Here is a 15,593-nt window from a genome sequence, read left to right as displayed (position 1 = left end):
TCAAATACCGATCCCACGAGGGCCGCGCGCGGAACCCTCGGCGGGCTGAGTGGTTTTCCTTGCAAAGGAGGACCGGATCATGCCGAATTCATCCATCAAGGACGAAGAGACCTACAAGTCCCTGCGCGAGGATGGGGCGAGCAAGGAAAAAGCCGCCCGGATCGCCAATGCGCAGGCCAACGACAGCCAGCACCCCGGCAAGAAGGGGGGCAAACAGCCGCCCTACGAGGATTGGACCAAGGACGATCTCTACGACCGGGCGCAGGAGCTCGGGATCGAAGGGCGCTCGGACATGGACAAGGACGCGCTGATCGACGCGCTGCGCAACCACTAGGCGCTCTTCTGCGTCGGGCTTGGCTGCCAGCCCTGCTGGCGGTCGGGCTTGCAGCCCCCGCGCGGGCCATTGATGTCCCCTCTGGCCAAACCGTTGACCTGCAAGAGGTCTTGGTTGACGATCTCGGCGGTGAGACTTGGCTTCGCTTCCGTTTTATCGCGCCGCAGATCGCCAAAGGGCCGGGGGCCATCGCCTATGACCGCGCCGCGCCAGATATGGAACATCTCTGCGCGGTCGTCGCACTTCCTTACATGACTGAACATGCGCTGGCGGGGCAGGTGATCGTCGTCTCCCTCGCCGACCGTCCGGTGGAATTCGGCGCGGCCGACCCCGAGGCGACCCAGTATTTCGAAGCTTTCCGGGCGCAGGATGACACCTGCATTTGGGAGGGTTTGTGATGCGAAGGCAATATCTTGCAAGAATCCGCCGATCCTCGGATTGGAATGATGCTTTGGAGTCACAACGTGACCGATTGCACTTGCAACCGTATCCATTGCCATGTGAATCGCATATGATGCGGTCAAGGAATACCCACGTATCCCTTACCTCAGAACCCGGGCTTGGCCGGCGTGTTGTCGTGTCAGGTTCATTTAACATTAATAGGAGATTTACATGTCCAAGAGCATCAAGTTGCTGGCAGCCATCGGTTTCGTTGCAGCGGTTTCGGCCTGCGCGCAGCAAGAAGAAGAGTTTGTCGTGGTCGAGCCCGAGCCCATCTCGGTTGAGCCCGTCTACACCGGCAAGTACAAGTAATGCCGTTGCAGGGCAGGCGTTTGCGCCTGCCCTGATCCCAGCCACCCCTGCAACCGGGAGGGGTGTCTGATGCCCGCCTATATGCTAAAACACCGCGGGTTCCCCGGGCGTCTGCCCGGCACCGATTTTCAATTCACCATTCGCCGCCCGAACCCCAAAGGGGTCACGCCCATCACCCGGCGTGAGCGTCGCCCCGACCGCCGCGCTCCGGATCGCCGTGCCGATACCGCCTTTGTCAAAGCCCTTTGGGAAGCCTTTGGCGAACATCCTTTCGAGCGGGGCAATCTGGATGCGGGACGTCTGTCTTGGCTCTTTGGCCGTGAGGTTCTGCCCGCGACCGATCCTTTCGACCCTGCCGATTACGAAGCGCTGCTGGTGCTTGACGTGGCCGCCGCCCGCGCCGCCTTTCCCGAAGCTTTCGAGGATTGATCGGCATGATGTCGCCGCGCCTTTCCGCCATTCAGCACAGCTTTGCCGAAGCCCGGCCAAGCCGCGCGGTGTGCTTGGCGCAAAGGCGGGCCTGCGGCAGGCTTCATGCCGCTGGCGGCGCGTTCGTTATCCCGCGTGTCGGCAGAGCTGAAGACCATACCTCTTCCTCTATCGGGCAGCGGATCCGCGCCTGCGCTCTGCTGCCCGACTTTTCCAAAGGGTGGTTTTCAGGTCACAGCGCGGCAGGCCGAAAATCTGGCCGGGAACTTGTGCAGCGCCACGGCGTTGGTCGGATAGTAGATAGCAGTGAAGGAGCAGGCACATGTCCATTCGTAACATCATTCTCGCGCTTGGCGCGACAGCAGGTCTGGCCGCATGCGGCGACAACATCGGCGAACAAGGTTTGGGCGGCGCAGCCGTCGGCGCAGGTGCGGCAGCCGTCACAGGCGGGTCGCTGGCGCAGGGCGCAGCCATTGGCGCTGCAGCCAACGTCGGTTATTGCCAGCTCAATCCCGGCAAATGTAACTGATCCAGCTACAATAGCCGCTTTGCCCGCCATCCGCGCGGGCAGGGCGGCCTCCCTTTCATCTTTACCCCTACAGGCACCCGCGCAGCCCCGGCTGACGCGGCATTTTGCGTGGCCTGTCACCGTCAAAGGAACTGCTGATGTTTGACAAGATCCTCATTGCCAACCGGGGCGAAATCGCCTGCCGCGTGATCAAGACCGCCAAGAAAATGGGTCTGACCACCGTGGCGATCTATTCCGATGCAGACGCGCAGGCGCTGCATGTGGAAATGGCGGATGAGGCCATTCACATCGGCCCGCCCCCGGCGAACCAGTCCTATATCGTCATCGACAAGGTGATGGAGGCGATCAAGCAATCGGGCGCGCAGGCGGTGCATCCGGGATATGGTTTCTTGAGTGAAAACAGCAAGTTCGCCGAAGCGTTGGAGGCCGCGGGCGTGGCCTTCGTCGGCCCGCCGAAAGGGGCCATCGAGAAGATGGGCGACAAGATCACCTCCAAGAAGATCGCCAAAGAGGCCGGTGTTTCGACCGTGCCGGGCTACATGGGGTTGATCGAAGACGCCGAGGAAGCGGTGAAGATCTCCAATGACATCGGCTACCCGGTGATGCTCAAAGCCTCTGCCGGCGGTGGTGGCAAGGGCATGCGGATCGCTTGGAACGACGAGGAAGCGCGCGAGGGTTTCCAGTCGTCCAAGAACGAGGCGGCCAATTCCTTCGGCGATGACCGGATCTTCATTGAGAAATTCGTGACGCAGCCGCGCCACATCGAAATTCAGGTGCTTTGCGATGCCCATGGCAATGGCATCTATCTGGGCGAGCGCGAATGCTCGATCCAGCGCCGCAACCAGAAGGTGGTCGAAGAGGCCCCGAGCCCCTTCCTTGACGAAGAAACCCGCCGCGCGATGGGCGAACAGGCCGTCGCACTGGCGCAGGCCGTGGGCTACACCAGCGCGGGCACCGTGGAATTCATCGTCGACGGTGACAAGAATTTTTACTTCCTTGAAATGAACACCCGTCTTCAGGTGGAGCACCCGGTCACCGAACTGATCACCGGCGTCGATCTGGTTGAGCAGATGATCCGCGTGGCCAACGGTGAAAAGCTGTCGATCACCCAAGACGACGTGACCCTGACCGGCTGGGCCATCGAGAACCGGCTCTACGCCGAGGACCCCTACCGCGGCTTCCTGCCCTCCATTGGCCGCTTGACCCGCTACCGCCCGCCGCAGGAGGTGGCCGCGGGGCCGCTTCTGGAGCAGGGCACATGGCAAGGCGACGCGCCCGCCGGCGACATGGCCGTGCGCAATGATACCGGCGTCTACGAGGGCGGCGAGATCTCGATGTATTACGACCCGATGATCGCCAAGCTTTGCACATGGGCCCCGACCCGCGAAGAGGCGATTGAGAAGATGCGCGTCGCGCTCGACAGTTTCGAGGTTGAGGGCATCGGGCATAACCTGCCGTTTCTCTCTGCCGTGATGGATCACCCCAAGTTCGTCTCGGGCGAGATGACCACCGCCTTCATCGCCGAGGAATATCCCGAAGGTTTCGAGGGTGTGACCCTGCCTGAGGGCGAGCTGCGCCGCATCGCTGCGGCCTGCGCTGCGATGCACCGCGTAGGCGAAATTCGCCGCGCGCGTGTCTCGGGCCGGATGGACAACCACGAGCGCAAGGTTGGCAGCGATTGGAACGTAAAACTGCAGGGGGAGAGTTTCGACGTGGTCACCAAGGCCGATCCCGAAGGGGCGACGGTGGCCTTTGGCGATGGCAGCGAAATGCGCGTCAGCGGCGATTGGACACCGGGTGATCAACTGGCCGAAATGACTGTTGATGGCGCTCCTTTGGTGCTGAAGGTTGGCAAAATCTCTGGCGGCTTCCGCATCCGCACCCGCGGCGCAGATCTGAAAGTCCATGTCCGCACCCCGCGTCAGGCGGAACTGGCGGCCCTCATGCCCGAGAAGCTGCCGCCCGACACCTCCAAGATGCTGCTCTGCCCGATGCCGGGTCTGGTGGTGAAGCTCGACGTCGAAGTTGGCGACGAGGTTCAGGAGGGCCAAGCGCTCTGCACCATCGAGGCGATGAAGATGGAAAACATCCTGCGCGCCGAGAAGAAGGGCGTGGTGAGTAAGGTCAACGCCGGCGCGGGCGACAGCCTTGCGGTGGACGATGTGATCATGGAGTTCGAATAGGGTGCGACGCGGGGGCGATCAGGGCGGGCAGGGCGCGGGGCATCAGCGGTTGACGCCGCGCTCCTTCGCCTCTCTGATCTCTCGCTGCCTCAGCGGCATCTTGTCGATGCTGCGGGTGATCTCGCGCACGTCCCAAGGGAAGGGTTTGCGCAGCTCGATCTGGCCTTCCTTGTCGACCAGCACCAGCATGAAACCACGCGGGCGCATCCGCAGCCGCAGCGGGCTTCGCGCGGCGGGGTCGGTATCGGTCAGCACGACGACATCGCGCAGGCGCAACTCGTCCTCGCGCTCGCGGAGGTATTCCATCTGCGCGACGAAGGCGGGGTCGTTCTCGGAATTGGCAAAGACCAGCACGGGCCGTTTGGTCCATTGGAAGGTGCTGAGATCGGCCATATCGGCAGGCATGAACAGTGGGTCCTCCACCGGGGCATCGGCCCCTTGGGCCATGGCCGCCGTGGTCATCAATCCTGCAAAAACTAGTGAGATCAAACGTTTCATCAAGGCTCCTGTCCCCTCAAATATAGGGGGCCTGTGCCAGTTTGCGAAGGGCAAAGCGCCGCAGGGGGTATTTATCCCCCTAAGGGCGCGGCCTTTGACAATTCAGCCGCCCCAGTTGCGCAGGCCGATGCCTGCCGCCGGGCGCTAAGGGAGAAGGACAAGCATATGACATCCGACCAAAAGGACGCGAAGGCGCGTTGGCAGGAACTGGCTACCGGCGAATTGCGCGGGCGCAGCCTTGACGATCTGACGTGGAAGACGCTGGAGGGGATCGACGTCCAGCCGCTTTACACCGCCGAGGACGTGGACGGTCTGGAGCATCTCGGCAGCATCCCCGGCGAGGCGCCGTTTACGCGCGGCGTGAAGGCCACGATGTATGCGGGCCGCCCTTGGACGATCCGGCAATATGCGGGTTTCTCCACGGCGGAGGAATCCAACGCCTTTTACCGCCGTGCCTTGGCGGCAGGCCAGCAGGGTGTCTCCGTCGCCTTCGACCTCGCCACCCACCGCGGCTATGACAGTGACCACCCCCGCGTTGAGGGCGATGTCGGCAAGGCGGGCGTGGCCATCGACTCGGTCGAGGACATGAAAATCCTCTTCGACGGCATCCCGCTCGATCAGGTCTCGGTCTCCATGACGATGAACGGCGCGGTGATCCCGATCCTCGCCAATTTCATCGTCGCGGGCGAAGAGCAGGGCCATGATCGGGCCAAGCTCTCGGGCACGATCCAGAACGACATCCTTAAGGAATTCATGGTGCGCAACACCTATGTATACCCGCCGGAGCCGTCGATGCGGATCATCGGGGACATCATCGAATATACCTCGGACCACATGCCGAAGTTCAACTCGATCTCGATCTCGGGCTACCACATGCAGGAGGCGGGCGCGAACCTCGTGCAGGAACTGGCCTTCACCATCGCGGACGGGCGCGAATATGTGCGCACGGCGATTGCGGCGGGGATGGACGTCGACCGCTTCGCGCCGCGGCTGTCGTTCTTCTTCGCCATCGGCATGAACTTCTTCATGGAGGCCGCCAAGCTGCGCGCCGCACGTCTGCTCTGGTCGCGGGTGATGGAGGAGTTCGAGCCGAAGAACCCCAAGTCTTCGATGCTGCGTACCCACTGCCAGACCTCCGGCGTCAGCCTTGCCGAGCAAGACCCTTACAACAACGTAGTCCGTACGGCCTACGAGGCGCTTTCGGCAGTCTTGGGCGGCACCCAGTCGCTGCACACCAACTCGCTGGATGAGGCCATCGGCCTGCCCACCGACCATTCCGCGCGCATTGCCCGGAACACCCAGCTGATCCTGCAGGAAGAGACCGGCATCACCAATGTCGTCGACCCGCTGGCGGGCAGCTACTACGTTGAGAAACTGACCGCCGATCTGGCCGAGGCGGCGTGGAAGCTGATCGAGGAGGTCGAGGAGATGGGCGGCATGACCAAGGCCGTGGCCTCGGGCATGCCCAAGCTCAGGATCGAAGAAGCCGCGGCCCAGCGTCAGGCAGGCATCGACCGCGGCACCGAGGTGATCGTGGGCGTCAACAAGTACCGCCGCGACAAGGAAGAGCCGATCGACATTCTCGACGTCGACAACGTCAAGGTGCGCGCAGGACAGGTGGCGCGTCTGGAGCGCATCCGCGCCGAGCGCGACGAAGAGGCCTGCACCGCCGCCTTGGCGGAACTGACACGGCGGGCGGCCGAGGGCGGCAACCTGCTCGACGCCGCGGTCGAGGCCGCGCGCGCACGCGCCACAGTGGGGGAAATCAGCATGGCGATGGAAAAGGAATTCGGACGGCACCGGGCCGAGGTCAAGACGCTCTCGGGTGTCTATGGCGCGGCCTACGAAGGCGACGCGGGCTTTGCCGACATTCAGAAATCGGTCGATGAGTTCGCCGAGGCCGAGGGCCGTCGCCCGCGTATGTTAGTGGTCAAGATGGGTCAGGACGGCCACGACCGCGGTGCCAAGGTGATCGCCACTGCCTTTGCCGATATCGGCTTTGACGTGGACGTGGGCCCGTTGTTCCAGACGCCTGCGGAGGCCGCGCAGGACGCCGTGGACAACGACGTGCATGTCATCGGCATCTCCAGCCAAGCGGCGGGGCATAAGACACTGGCGCCGCAGCTTATTCAGGCGCTGAAGGATGCGGGCGCAGAGGATATCCTCGTGATCTGCGGCGGGGTGATCCCGCAGCAGGATTACAAGTTCCTGCAAGACGCGGGCGTGAAGGCGATCTTTGGGCCGGGCACCAATATCCCGACCGCCGCGCAGGACATCCTGAAGCTGATCCGCGAGACGCGGAAGTGATGCAAGAAGACGGGAGCGCCGCCCGGAAGGACGGCGTGATCCGCCCCGCTTTGGCGCAGGACGCCGCCGCCGTGGCGGCGCTGTGGAACGGCATGATCCGTGGCAGCCTGTCGACCTTCACGACCGACGAAAAGACGCGCGAGGAGATCGCGGCGCTGATCGCCGCCCGGGCAGATGCCTTTTGGGTGGCCGAAGGGGACGGTGTGGTGCTGGGCTTTGTCACCTATGGCAGCTTTCGGGGCGGGCCGGGCTATGCGGCGACGGTGGAGCATAGCATCGTCCTGTCCGAGGCGGCGCAGGGGCGGGGGCTGGGCCGCGACCTGATGACACAGGCCATAGAGGCGGCAGCGGCGCAGGGCCGTCACACCATGGTCGCCGCGATCAGCAGCGCCAATCCCGGCGCAGTGACGTTCCATGAAAGACTGGGCTTTGCGCAGGTCGGGCGGATGCTCGAGGTGGGGCGCAAACATGGGCAATGGCTCGATCTCATCTTGATGCAAAAAACGCTGCCTGCATCCTGACTTCCCCGATGCCAGCGGTTAAGCTGGGGGCCGAATACCAAAGGGTCAGCCCATGTCGATCTGGACGCGCATCTCCGAAGCTCTGTCAGCCCTCACCGCGGGCGAAGGGCTGTCGGCTGTCTTTGACCGGCTGCGCAGCCCGCCCGAGCGCTCGGTCGCCTTTACCATCGCGGTGATCGCGCTTGGCGCCAAGATGGCCAAGGCCGATGGGCTGGTGACCCGCGATGAGGTGACCGCCTTTCGCGAAGTGTTCCAGATCGCCGAAGCGGATCAGGAGGGGGCGGCGCGGGTCTTTAACCTTGCCCGCCAAGACGTGACCGGTTTCGAGGATTACGCCCGCCGCATCGCGCGGATGTTCAGCGACCAGCCCCAGACCCTGCATGACCTGATGGAGGGGCTGTTTCACATCGCGATGGCCGATGGCATCTACCACCCCAACGAGAACGCCTTTCTTGAGGATGTGGCCGCGATTTTCGGCATGGATGAAGAGGCTTTCGCCTCGCTCAAAGCGCGTTTCGTGCCCGATAGCTCGCCCCTGCCGCGCACGGTTCTGGGCATCGGCCCCAATGCGACGTTGGAAGAGGCCCGCCGCGCCTGGCGGCGGCTGGTGCGCGAGAACCATCCCGACGCGCTGGTGGCGCGCGGCCTGCCGCAAGAGGCAATCAAGATGGCCGAGAAACGCATGATCGACATCAACCGCGCATGGGAAACGCTCTCGGGCAAACACGCTTGATGCGCATCGCGACCTACAATGTTGAGTGGTTCGCGAGCCTTTTTGACAATGACAACCGGCTTTACGACGATGACGCTTGGGCCGGGCGGCACGGGGTGACCCGTGCGCAGCAGACTGCAGCTTTGGGCCGAGTGTTTAGCGCGCTGGATGCCGATGCGGTCATGGTGATCGAAGCGCCGAACCACGGGCGGCGGCAATCCACCGTGGCGGCGCTTGAGCATTTCGCCGCCCGGTTTTCCCTGCGCACGCGGGCCGCTGTCATGGGGTTTTCCAACGATACCGAGCAAGAGATTGCGCTGCTCTATGATCCCGACAAGCTCAGCGCCCGCCATGTACCTCAGGGTGCCACTAATGCCCCGCGCTTTGACCAGACGCTGCGGATCGACCTTGACGTGGATGCGACGGAAGACGCGGTGGTCTTTTCCAAGCCGCCCTTGGAGTTGGAGGTGACCACGAAGGCCGGTTTCGCTTTTCAGATGATCGGCGCACATCTCAAATCCAAAGCGCCCCATGGGGCCAAGTCCGAGGCCGATGTGCTGCGCATCGCCATCGCCAATCGGCGCAAGCAATTGGCGCAGGCGATCTGGCTGAGGCGGCGGATCGACATGCATTTGGCGGCGGAACGGCCCGTGATGGTCTTGGGCGATCTGAACGACGGGCCGGGGCTGGATGAATTCGAAAGCCTCTTCGGGCGGTCCTCGGTCGAGATCGTGCTGGGGCAGGGGCCAGCGGCGCTGTTCGACCCCCATGCCAAACAGGCGCTCAGCCGCCGTTTGGGGGCCGCGCCGACCAGCGCGCGTTTCTGGATCGCGCCGGAGGAACGCTATCTTCAGGCGCTGCTGGACTACATCATGGTCAGCCCGCAGATCGCCGCCCCTGCGGCCCGCTGGTGGATTTGGCATCCGATGGATGATCCGGCCTGCTGGCAAAACGTCGCCCTGCGTGATGCGCTGCTGGCCGCCTCGGATCACTTCCCAGTCACGCTGGATGTCGATCTTTAGGCGGGGGGCTGCCAGCGGCGAGGCGTAAGACTGGACATGCGCGCGGCGCCGCCTACCTCAATCCCATGACACGCTTTATGCCCCTTATCGCCCTTTGTACGGTGCTGCCCCTCGCAGCCCATGCGCAGGAAGAATCCGAAGAACGCGGTCTCGGCCTGATGGAGCGCGGCGCGCAGATGTTCATGGACGGGATCATGGATGAGATGGGCCCGGTCATGGAGGGGTTTGAAGGGTTCACCGAGGCCATGCGCCCCGCGCTGCGCGATTTCGCGCGGGAGATGGGGCCGAAGCTTACGGAACTCTTGGACGAGGTCGAGGATTGGAGCGCCTATCAAGCGCCCGAGATGCAGCCCAACGGCGATATCATCATCCGCCGCAAGCCCGATCACCCGATGGTCCCGCCTGAGACCCCAACCGAACCCGTGCCGCAGATCGAGCTTTAACGCGCGGCGCGTTTGCCGGTCCGAACATGCACCTCTGCCTCAAGCGATTTGGCGAGTGAGTTCAGCCGCGCCTCTGCGACCTCTCCGAAAAGGGGGACCATGTCGGGGGTGAGCCACAGTTCCAACTGCTTTTTCTTGGGGAACCAGCGCAGTTCGCCGCGCTGTTCGCCCTTGTCCATCCAGAGCATCGCACCAAAGCGCATGGCCTTGCCAAGGATTTCGGCCTCCAACCGGGTCTTTTCATCGACCATCTCATAGAGGTCTTCGAAACGGGTGTTCTCACGCTTGTTGGAATAGCGGTGCAACAGGGCCAGCCCGAGGTAGATGCGTTCGGCGTGTTTCAGCCCGCCGAGATTGGCGCGGGTGGCATTGTCAAAACAGGTTTCGGCCCGGTAGTCGGGATGCGCGCGCCAGCTTACGTCGTGCAAAAGGCAGGCCGCTTTGACCAAACGCCTACGGGCGTGGGGGGCAGAGCGGTAGAGCGGCAGGATGAAGTTATAGAGCACCTTGCCGAAACCGGGCATCCGCGCGTCTTTGGCCTCGGCGAAATAGCAGGCTTCGATCAGCGGATCCCGGTCGCGCAGGCGCTGCGGCATCTGCTCATAAAGCATGCCTTCGCGGATGCCGTAGCTGGAAATGGCGATGTCCTTGGGCCGGAAGGTTTTGACCAGACGGCTCAGCACCTCGGCGGCGTAGGGCACAAGCGACATCCGGCTGGCGGAGACGCCGCAGGCATTGCGCAATTCCTCAAGGTCGGAAGTTTGAATGAACTTCACCGTCTCGCGAACCGAGGTCACGGTCATGCGGTATTCATGCAGCACATGCAGCGGATAGCCCCGGCGGTACATGTCGATCCGCGCGATCGCCCGCCAAGAGCCGCCCACAAGGAACAGCCGGTCACGCTGGCTGCCCATCTTTTCCTGAAGCCCGGTGATGACCTCTTTGATATGCGCGTGCCGCCCCTTGGCGCCGCCCTTGAGGTCGCGCAGCTTGAGCGGGCCAAGCTGCGAGGTGACCCGCCGCCCGACGCGCCCGCCCGATATTTCGGCAAGCTCCATCGAAGAGCCGCCGATGTCGCAGACGAGGCCGTAAGCACCGGGCCAGCCCAAAAGCACCCCTTGCGCCGAGAGCCGCGCCTCTTCCTCCCCGTCGATCACCCAGATGCGCAACCCGGTCTCGCGCAGCACATCGGCGCAGAAGGCGCGCCCGTCGCTGGCATCACGCACCGCCGCCGTGGCGACGACGGTAAGCTCTGACAGGCCCATGCCATCGGCCAATTTGCTGAACCGCCGCAGGGCCGAGAGCGCGCGGGCGCGCCCCTCGGGCGACAGATGCCCGGTCTCGGCCATGCCCGCGCCCAAGGCGCACATGATCTTTTCGTTGTAGAAATAGGCCGGAGAGCGCGCCGCGCCGTCAAAGACCACCAGCCGGACGGAGTTCGACCCCACATCCACCACGCCGACGCGGGCCAGCGCCCGCGCGCCCGGATCCTGAAACAAGGGTTTTCCGAAAAGGCCCAGTTCCGCCACACCCGTCTCAGGGACGGGGGCGGCTCGGGAAGGGTCGGTCTGGTCTGCCATCAATGCTCCTGCGGGCCATCCGTTTCACTGGATAATTGGCGCAGGGGGGCGGTGAGGTCAATTGCCAAAGGGGCGCTTGCCGGTCAATCCTCGGTATGGGTCAGCTTGGGCACATCCGAGGCCCCGGCGCTGCCCCGGCCCGAGAGCGAGGGGTTTTCCATGAAAAAGCGGTGGCAGTTGAAGGCGAAAGTGCCTTCGGGGATCGCCGGGCGGGTGAATTTGCCATCCGGCCCCATGACCCAGCTTTGCGCCACGTCAGCCAGATTGGCCGCCATGATCTGGCTGGTGATCTGCGCCTTGACGGTGGGGTTTTCGATCTCGACCAATGTCTCGACCCGGCGGTTCAGGTTGCGGCCCATCCAATCGGCAGAAGACATGAAGACCCGCGCCTTCTTGTGTGGCAGCCCGTGGCCATTGCCGAAACAGACGATGCGGCTGTGCTCCAAAAAGCGCCCGATGATGGATTTGACGCGGATGTTGTCCGACAGCCCCTTCACCCCGGGGCGCAGCCCGCAGATGCCGCGAATGACGAGGCTGATTTCCACCCCGGCTTGGCTCGCGTCATACAGCGCGTCGATCACCTCAGCGTCGATCAACGCGTTCATCTTGGCCCAGATCACGGCGGGGCGTCCGGCGCGGGCATGTTCGGCCTCGGCCCGGATCATCTCAAGCAGGCGCGGCTTCAGCGTCGTGGGGGAGATGGCGAGGTTTTCCAACTGCTCCGGCGGGGCGTAGCCCGACAGGAAGTTGAACACTTTCGTCGCATCGCGCCCAAGGCTCGAGTCGCAGGTAAAGAGCGACAGGTCCGTATAAATCCGCGCGGTGATCGGGTGGTAGTTGCCGGTGCCGTAGTGGGTATAGGTCACCAATTGATCACCCTCGCGGCGCACCACGGTCGAGATCTTGGCGTGGGTCTTGAGGTCGAGAAAACCGTAGACCACATGCGCGCCCGCCCGCTCCAACCGGCGCGATTGGCGGATGTTGGCGGCCTCATCAAAGCGGGCCTTCAGCTCGACCAGCGCGGTGACCGATTTGCCATCCTCCGCCGCCTCGCAAAGCGCGCTGACAATGGGGCTGTCGCGCGAGGTGCGGTAGAGCGTCTGCTTGATCGCCACCACATCCGGGTCGCGCGCCGCTTGGGCAAGGAAACGCACCACCATGTCGAAGGTCTCGTAAGGGTGGTGCAGCAGCATGTCTTTCTGTCGGATCGCCGCGAACATATCGCCGTCATGGTCGCTGACCCGCTCAGGCACGCGGGGGGTAAACTGCGGCCAGAGCAGGTCAGGCCGGGCATCGGTCACCAGTTTCGACAGGTCGGCGATGCCCAACATGCCGTCGATCTCGATCACGTCTTGGGGGCGCACGCAAAGCTCGCGCATGACGACGGACTTCAGCTTTTCCGGCGCGCCTGCGGAATGGGTCAGGCGCACGACCTCGCCCCGGCGGCGGCGTTTCAGCGCGACCTCGAATTCCCGCACGAGGTCTTCGGCCTCATCCTCCACCTCAAGATCGCTGTCGCGCAGCACGCGGAATTCGAAATGCGCCTTGAGTTTGTAGCCCGGAAAGAGGTTGGGGATATTGATGATCAGCAGATCTTCAAGCGGCAGATAGCGCAGGCAGCCATCGGGGGCGGGCAGAGGCACGAAACGGTCGATCTGCGCCGGGATCGGCAAAAGCGCCTGTAGCGGGCGTTTGTCGCGGGTGCGCTCCAGTTGCAGCGCCAGCGCGTAGCCAGTGTTGGGAATGAAGGGGAAGGGGTGCGCGGGGTCGATGGCCAGCGGCGAGAGCACGGCGAAGACTTGGTTGAGGAACACCCCTTCGAGATGTTTGTGATCGGCCTCGGTCAGGTCGGCCGTGCGCTCCAGCATGATGTTCTGCGCGTCCATCTCGGCCATGAGATCGACCAGCACCCGTTGCTGGGACATCATCAGGTTGCGCGCGTCTTCGTTGATCAACACCAGTTGCTCACCGGGGCTCAGCCCATCGGCGGCGGCGGTGGTGTTGCCCGCCTGTGCAAGCTCGCGCAGGCCCGCCACGCGCACGGTATAGAATTCGTCTAGATTGGTTGCCGAGATCGACAGGAAGCGCAGCCGCTCCAACAGCGGCACGCGCGGGTTCTCGGCTTCTTCCAGCACGCGCCAGTTAAAGTCGAGCCAGCTCAGCTCACGGTTAAAGAACCGGCCCGGCCCGGCGGTGTCGAGATCGGGCAGATCGGTGGCGGGCGGAAAGGGCGCTTGCAGGAAATCAGCTTGGGTCATGCGGGCCTCATGACATTGGAATGTAACGGGTTTGCGAAGGCTTGCGTTAATTATTCCAGTATCACGCGCGAGGCGGGGCGATGTCCAGCACCTGCGCGGCCAGTGCGCGGGTCAGGGGGCGCTTCTGCGCAAGGCTGGCAGCATCCAGCCGGTCGACCAGCGCGATGGCGGCGGCAAAGGAACGATCCATCCGGGTCATCAGGTAATTGATCAGTTCCGGTTTCGGCGTCAGTTGCCGGTCGGCCAGCAGTTTGACCAGCAGGGCCGAGAGCAGCGCATCGTCGGGTGCCTCCATCTCGACCATCGTGGCGCCGCGCATCCGGCTGACCAGATCGGGCAGCGTAAGGCCCCAATGCGCCACCGGCCCGGTGCCGGTGAGCAAGAGCGCCTGACCTTCGGCCAGCACGAGGTTGTGCAGATGGAACAGCGCCGTTTGCGCGGCCGCGTCCCCGGCGATTAGATGCACGTCCTCCACGGCCACGGGAGCACGGGCGAGGGCGGGAATGTCGGCCTCCAGCAGGTCCGCCGCACTGATGATCCGCGCGCCCGAAAGGTCCGCCCAGACATGCGTCAGATGTGTCTTGCCTGAGCCTTGCGGCCCGGTCAGCGCCAGCTTGCCGCCCGCCCAACCGCGCCAGCCGTCGATCATCGCCATGGCCATGGCGTTGGAAGGCGCGACAAAGAAAGCGTCGCGGCCCAGAGCCGTTCGGCTGGGCAGGTTCAACCCGAGTTGGTGGGCCATGTTAGCGGATGTCCTCGTCGACGGTCGTTTCAGGCTCGCGGCCTTTGTAGAGCACGCTTTCGCGGTAGCGCGCCGTGGCAAAACGCGCGATCACGCCGATGGCGGCGGCCACGGGCACTGCAACCAAGAGGCCCACGAAGCCGAAGAGCGTGCCGAAGACCGACAGCGCCAGCAGCAGCCAGACCGGGTGCAGCCCGACCGAATTACCCACGAGCTTTGGTGTCAGCAGGTTTCCCTCGACCACTTGGCCCAGCACGAAGATGCCCGCGACGAGACCGATGGAAAGCCAATCCCCCCAGAATTGAAACAACGCCAGACCGATCGCCAGCGCCCCGCCGATTAATGCGCCGAGGTAGGGGATGAAGGTGACCAGCCCCGCGACAAAGCCGACGACGAGGCCGAATTGCAGCCCCACCAGCATCAGCGCCACGGCGTAATAGGTGCCAAGGATCAAGCAGACCGTGCCCATGCCGCGCACGAAAGAGGCCAACGTCGCGTCAATCTCGCGCGCCAATTGGCGAATCGTCGGGGCATGGTCTCGCGGCAGCAGCCGGTCGACCGCGGCGACCATACGGTCCCAATCGAGCAGCAGGTACACCGCGACCACCGGGACGATGACGAACAAGAGCAGGACGTTGATCAGCGACGCAAAGGAGGCCAGCGCGGTTTGCAGCAATTGCCCGCCGCGCTCTTGAATGGTGGTGCCCAGTGTCGTCAGCGAGGTGCGCAGCGTCGAATCGTCATCCAAGAGAGAGGGGAAACGGTCGGTGATGAAATCGGTGAAATTGCGGGTGAGCTTGGGCGCGGTCTCGATCAGGTTCACGGTCTGATTGACCAGCGTCGGGATCACCAAAAGCGCCATCAGCACGAAGACCAAAAGCGCCACCACGGTGATGACGGCGGTGGCCATGGTGCGGCTGAGGCCCAAACGCTCAAGCCGGTCGGCCACGGGGTCGAGGAAATAGGCAATCGCCCCGCCCAGCAGGAAGGGCAGCATCACATCGCCGATGAACCACAGCGCCACCATGAACACCGCTGCCGCGATGCCCCAGTACTTCAATTGGTCTCTGATTGGCAGGGCCATGGCGCTCTCCGGCAGGGAATGCCATCACATCGCCCATGTGGCGTTTCGTTTCAAGCCTTGGCTGCGGGTGGCGCGCGCGTCAAAGGCGCGGAACGGGCAAGCGGTGGAACTGGCCCAGCGGGCCGCCCGACCTCAGCGATGTGATTGTCTCGCCCTTTGACATGCACTAGTCAGGGGGCAATGCGTCAATGAGGAAAC

16 protein-coding genes are annotated in these 15,593 nt (G+C 63.7%); 11 read left to right on the top strand and 5 right to left on the bottom strand.

The window, feature by feature from the left end:
- Nucleotides 1-79: 79 nt before the first annotated feature.
- The 6 genes from J7392_RS19705 to J7392_RS19680 all read left to right on the top strand — a co-directional run bounded on the left by J7392_RS19705 (nucleotide 80) and on the right by J7392_RS19680 (nucleotide 4,228).
- Complete coding sequence (locus tag J7392_RS19705; RefSeq protein WP_067630224.1) at nucleotides 80-334, top strand: Rho termination factor; 255 nt, start codon at nucleotides 80-82, stop codon at nucleotides 332-334.
- Nucleotides 232-732: a DUF6497 family protein gene (locus J7392_RS24380; RefSeq protein ID WP_280634616.1), complete on the top strand. Its 501-nt coding sequence runs from the start codon at nucleotides 232-234 to the stop codon at nucleotides 730-732. Before J7392_RS19705 ends, J7392_RS24380 begins: the two co-directional genes overlap by 103 nt.
- A gap of 214 nt (nucleotides 733-946) precedes the next feature.
- Complete coding sequence (locus tag J7392_RS19695) at nucleotides 947-1,087, top strand: hypothetical protein (protein ID WP_162931863.1); 141 nt, start codon at nucleotides 947-949, stop codon at nucleotides 1,085-1,087.
- An 81-nt stretch (nucleotides 1,088-1,168) separates the two neighbouring features.
- A complete protein-coding gene (locus tag J7392_RS19690) occupies nucleotides 1,169-1,516 on the top strand; it encodes a hypothetical protein (protein WP_067261657.1) in 348 nt (115 codons plus the stop codon).
- A 322-nt stretch (nucleotides 1,517-1,838) separates the two neighbouring features.
- Nucleotides 1,839-2,045 (top strand): hypothetical protein, encoded by a 207-nt coding sequence (locus J7392_RS19685; protein WP_067261646.1) that lies wholly within the window; start codon nucleotides 1,839-1,841, stop codon nucleotides 2,043-2,045.
- Between the two features lie 137 nt (nucleotides 2,046-2,182).
- A complete protein-coding gene (locus J7392_RS19680) occupies nucleotides 2,183-4,228 on the top strand; it encodes an acetyl/propionyl/methylcrotonyl-CoA carboxylase subunit alpha (protein WP_209219050.1) in 2,046 nt (681 codons plus the stop codon).
- Between the two features lie 42 nt (nucleotides 4,229-4,270).
- On the opposite strand, the gene J7392_RS19675 is transcribed toward J7392_RS19680, so the two are convergent.
- Nucleotides 4,271-4,726, bottom strand: a complete 456-nt coding sequence (locus J7392_RS19675) for a DUF4174 domain-containing protein (protein WP_209219049.1) — start codon at nucleotides 4,724-4,726, stop codon at nucleotides 4,271-4,273.
- Nucleotides 4,727-4,891: 165 nt separating this feature from the next.
- On the opposite strand from J7392_RS19675, the gene scpA reads away from it, so the two are divergent.
- From scpA to J7392_RS19650, 5 genes are all read left to right on the top strand, one after another.
- Entirely contained in the window at nucleotides 4,892-7,033 is a 2,142-nt protein-coding gene (gene scpA / locus J7392_RS19670) for a methylmalonyl-CoA mutase (protein ID WP_209219048.1), read from the top strand.
- Nucleotides 7,033-7,554 carry a GNAT family N-acetyltransferase gene (locus J7392_RS19665; protein ID WP_209219047.1) on the top strand — a complete coding sequence of 174 codons (522 nt, stop codon included), beginning with the start codon at nucleotides 7,033-7,035 and terminating at the stop codon, nucleotides 7,552-7,554. Before scpA ends, J7392_RS19665 begins: the two co-directional genes overlap by 1 nt.
- A 52-nt stretch (nucleotides 7,555-7,606) precedes the next feature.
- A complete protein-coding gene (locus tag J7392_RS19660; protein WP_067261634.1) occupies nucleotides 7,607-8,287 on the top strand; it encodes a molecular chaperone DjiA in 681 nt (226 codons plus the stop codon).
- Nucleotides 8,287-9,288 (top strand): endonuclease/exonuclease/phosphatase family protein, encoded by a 1,002-nt coding sequence (locus J7392_RS19655; protein ID WP_209219046.1) that lies wholly within the window; start codon nucleotides 8,287-8,289, stop codon nucleotides 9,286-9,288. Before J7392_RS19660 ends, J7392_RS19655 begins: the two co-directional genes overlap by 1 nt.
- A 77-nt stretch (nucleotides 9,289-9,365) precedes the next feature.
- Entirely contained in the window at nucleotides 9,366-9,731 is a 366-nt protein-coding gene (locus J7392_RS19650) for a hypothetical protein (RefSeq protein WP_247744672.1), read from the top strand.
- Here J7392_RS19650 and J7392_RS19645 read toward each other — a convergent pair.
- From J7392_RS19645 to J7392_RS19630, 4 genes are all read right to left on the bottom strand, one after another.
- Nucleotides 9,728-11,311: a Ppx/GppA family phosphatase gene (locus tag J7392_RS19645; protein ID WP_209219044.1), complete on the bottom strand. Its 1,584-nt coding sequence runs from the start codon at nucleotides 11,309-11,311 to the stop codon at nucleotides 9,728-9,730. The two genes, J7392_RS19650 and J7392_RS19645, sit on opposite strands and share 4 nt — an antisense overlap.
- Nucleotides 11,312-11,394: 83 nt before the next feature.
- On the bottom strand, nucleotides 11,395-13,569 hold the full coding sequence (locus J7392_RS19640) for an RNA degradosome polyphosphate kinase (RefSeq protein ID WP_209219043.1): 2,175 nt from the start codon (nucleotides 13,567-13,569) through the stop codon (nucleotides 11,395-11,397).
- Between the two features lie 61 nt (nucleotides 13,570-13,630).
- On the bottom strand, nucleotides 13,631-14,311 hold the full coding sequence (locus J7392_RS19635; protein ID WP_209219042.1) for a DnaA/Hda family protein: 681 nt from the start codon (nucleotides 14,309-14,311) through the stop codon (nucleotides 13,631-13,633).
- 1 nt (nucleotide 14,312) lies between these two features.
- Entirely contained in the window at nucleotides 14,313-15,395 is a 1,083-nt protein-coding gene (locus J7392_RS19630) for an AI-2E family transporter (protein WP_209219041.1), read from the bottom strand.
- Between the last annotated feature and the right edge of the window lie 198 nt (nucleotides 15,396-15,593).

The organism is Sulfitobacter sp. R18_1, assembly GCF_017743915.1.
Classification (GTDB): domain Bacteria; phylum Pseudomonadota; class Alphaproteobacteria; order Rhodobacterales; family Rhodobacteraceae; genus Sulfitobacter; species Sulfitobacter faviae.
This window is presented reverse-complemented; position numbering and strand designations above follow the sequence as displayed.

What these genes read in the sequence shown, in the direction of transcription:
- J7392_RS19645 (WP_209219044.1), bottom strand. Translation starts at nt 11,311, where the DNA reads ATGGCAGACCAGACCGACCCTTCCCGAGCCGCCCCCGTCCCTGAGACG.
- J7392_RS19690 (WP_067261657.1), top strand. Translation starts at nt 1,169, where the DNA reads ATGCTAAAACACCGCGGGTTCCCCGGGCGTCTGCCCGGCACCGATTTT.
- scpA (WP_209219048.1), top strand. Translation starts at nt 4,892, where the DNA reads ATGACATCCGACCAAAAGGACGCGAAGGCGCGTTGGCAGGAACTGGCT.
- J7392_RS19660 (WP_067261634.1), top strand. Translation starts at nt 7,607, where the DNA reads ATGTCGATCTGGACGCGCATCTCCGAAGCTCTGTCAGCCCTCACCGCG.
- J7392_RS19665 (WP_209219047.1), top strand. Translation starts at nt 7,033, where the DNA reads ATGCAAGAAGACGGGAGCGCCGCCCGGAAGGACGGCGTGATCCGCCCC.
- J7392_RS19640 (WP_209219043.1), bottom strand. Translation starts at nt 13,569, where the DNA reads ATGACCCAAGCTGATTTCCTGCAAGCGCCCTTTCCGCCCGCCACCGAT.
- J7392_RS19655 (WP_209219046.1), top strand. Translation starts at nt 8,287, where the DNA reads ATGCGCATCGCGACCTACAATGTTGAGTGGTTCGCGAGCCTTTTTGAC.
- J7392_RS19705 (WP_067630224.1), top strand. Translation starts at nt 80, where the DNA reads ATGCCGAATTCATCCATCAAGGACGAAGAGACCTACAAGTCCCTGCGC.
- J7392_RS19635 (WP_209219042.1), bottom strand. Translation starts at nt 14,311, where the DNA reads ATGGCCCACCAACTCGGGTTGAACCTGCCCAGCCGAACGGCTCTGGGC.
- J7392_RS19630 (WP_209219041.1), bottom strand. Translation starts at nt 15,395, where the DNA reads ATGGCCCTGCCAATCAGAGACCAATTGAAGTACTGGGGCATCGCGGCA.
- J7392_RS19685 (WP_067261646.1), top strand. Translation starts at nt 1,839, where the DNA reads ATGTCCATTCGTAACATCATTCTCGCGCTTGGCGCGACAGCAGGTCTG.
- J7392_RS19650 (WP_247744672.1), top strand. Translation starts at nt 9,366, where the DNA reads ATGCCCCTTATCGCCCTTTGTACGGTGCTGCCCCTCGCAGCCCATGCG.
- J7392_RS19695 (WP_162931863.1), top strand. Translation starts at nt 947, where the DNA reads ATGTCCAAGAGCATCAAGTTGCTGGCAGCCATCGGTTTCGTTGCAGCG.
- J7392_RS19675 (WP_209219049.1), bottom strand. Translation starts at nt 4,726, where the DNA reads ATGAAACGTTTGATCTCACTAGTTTTTGCAGGATTGATGACCACGGCG.
- J7392_RS19680 (WP_209219050.1), top strand. Translation starts at nt 2,183, where the DNA reads ATGTTTGACAAGATCCTCATTGCCAACCGGGGCGAAATCGCCTGCCGC.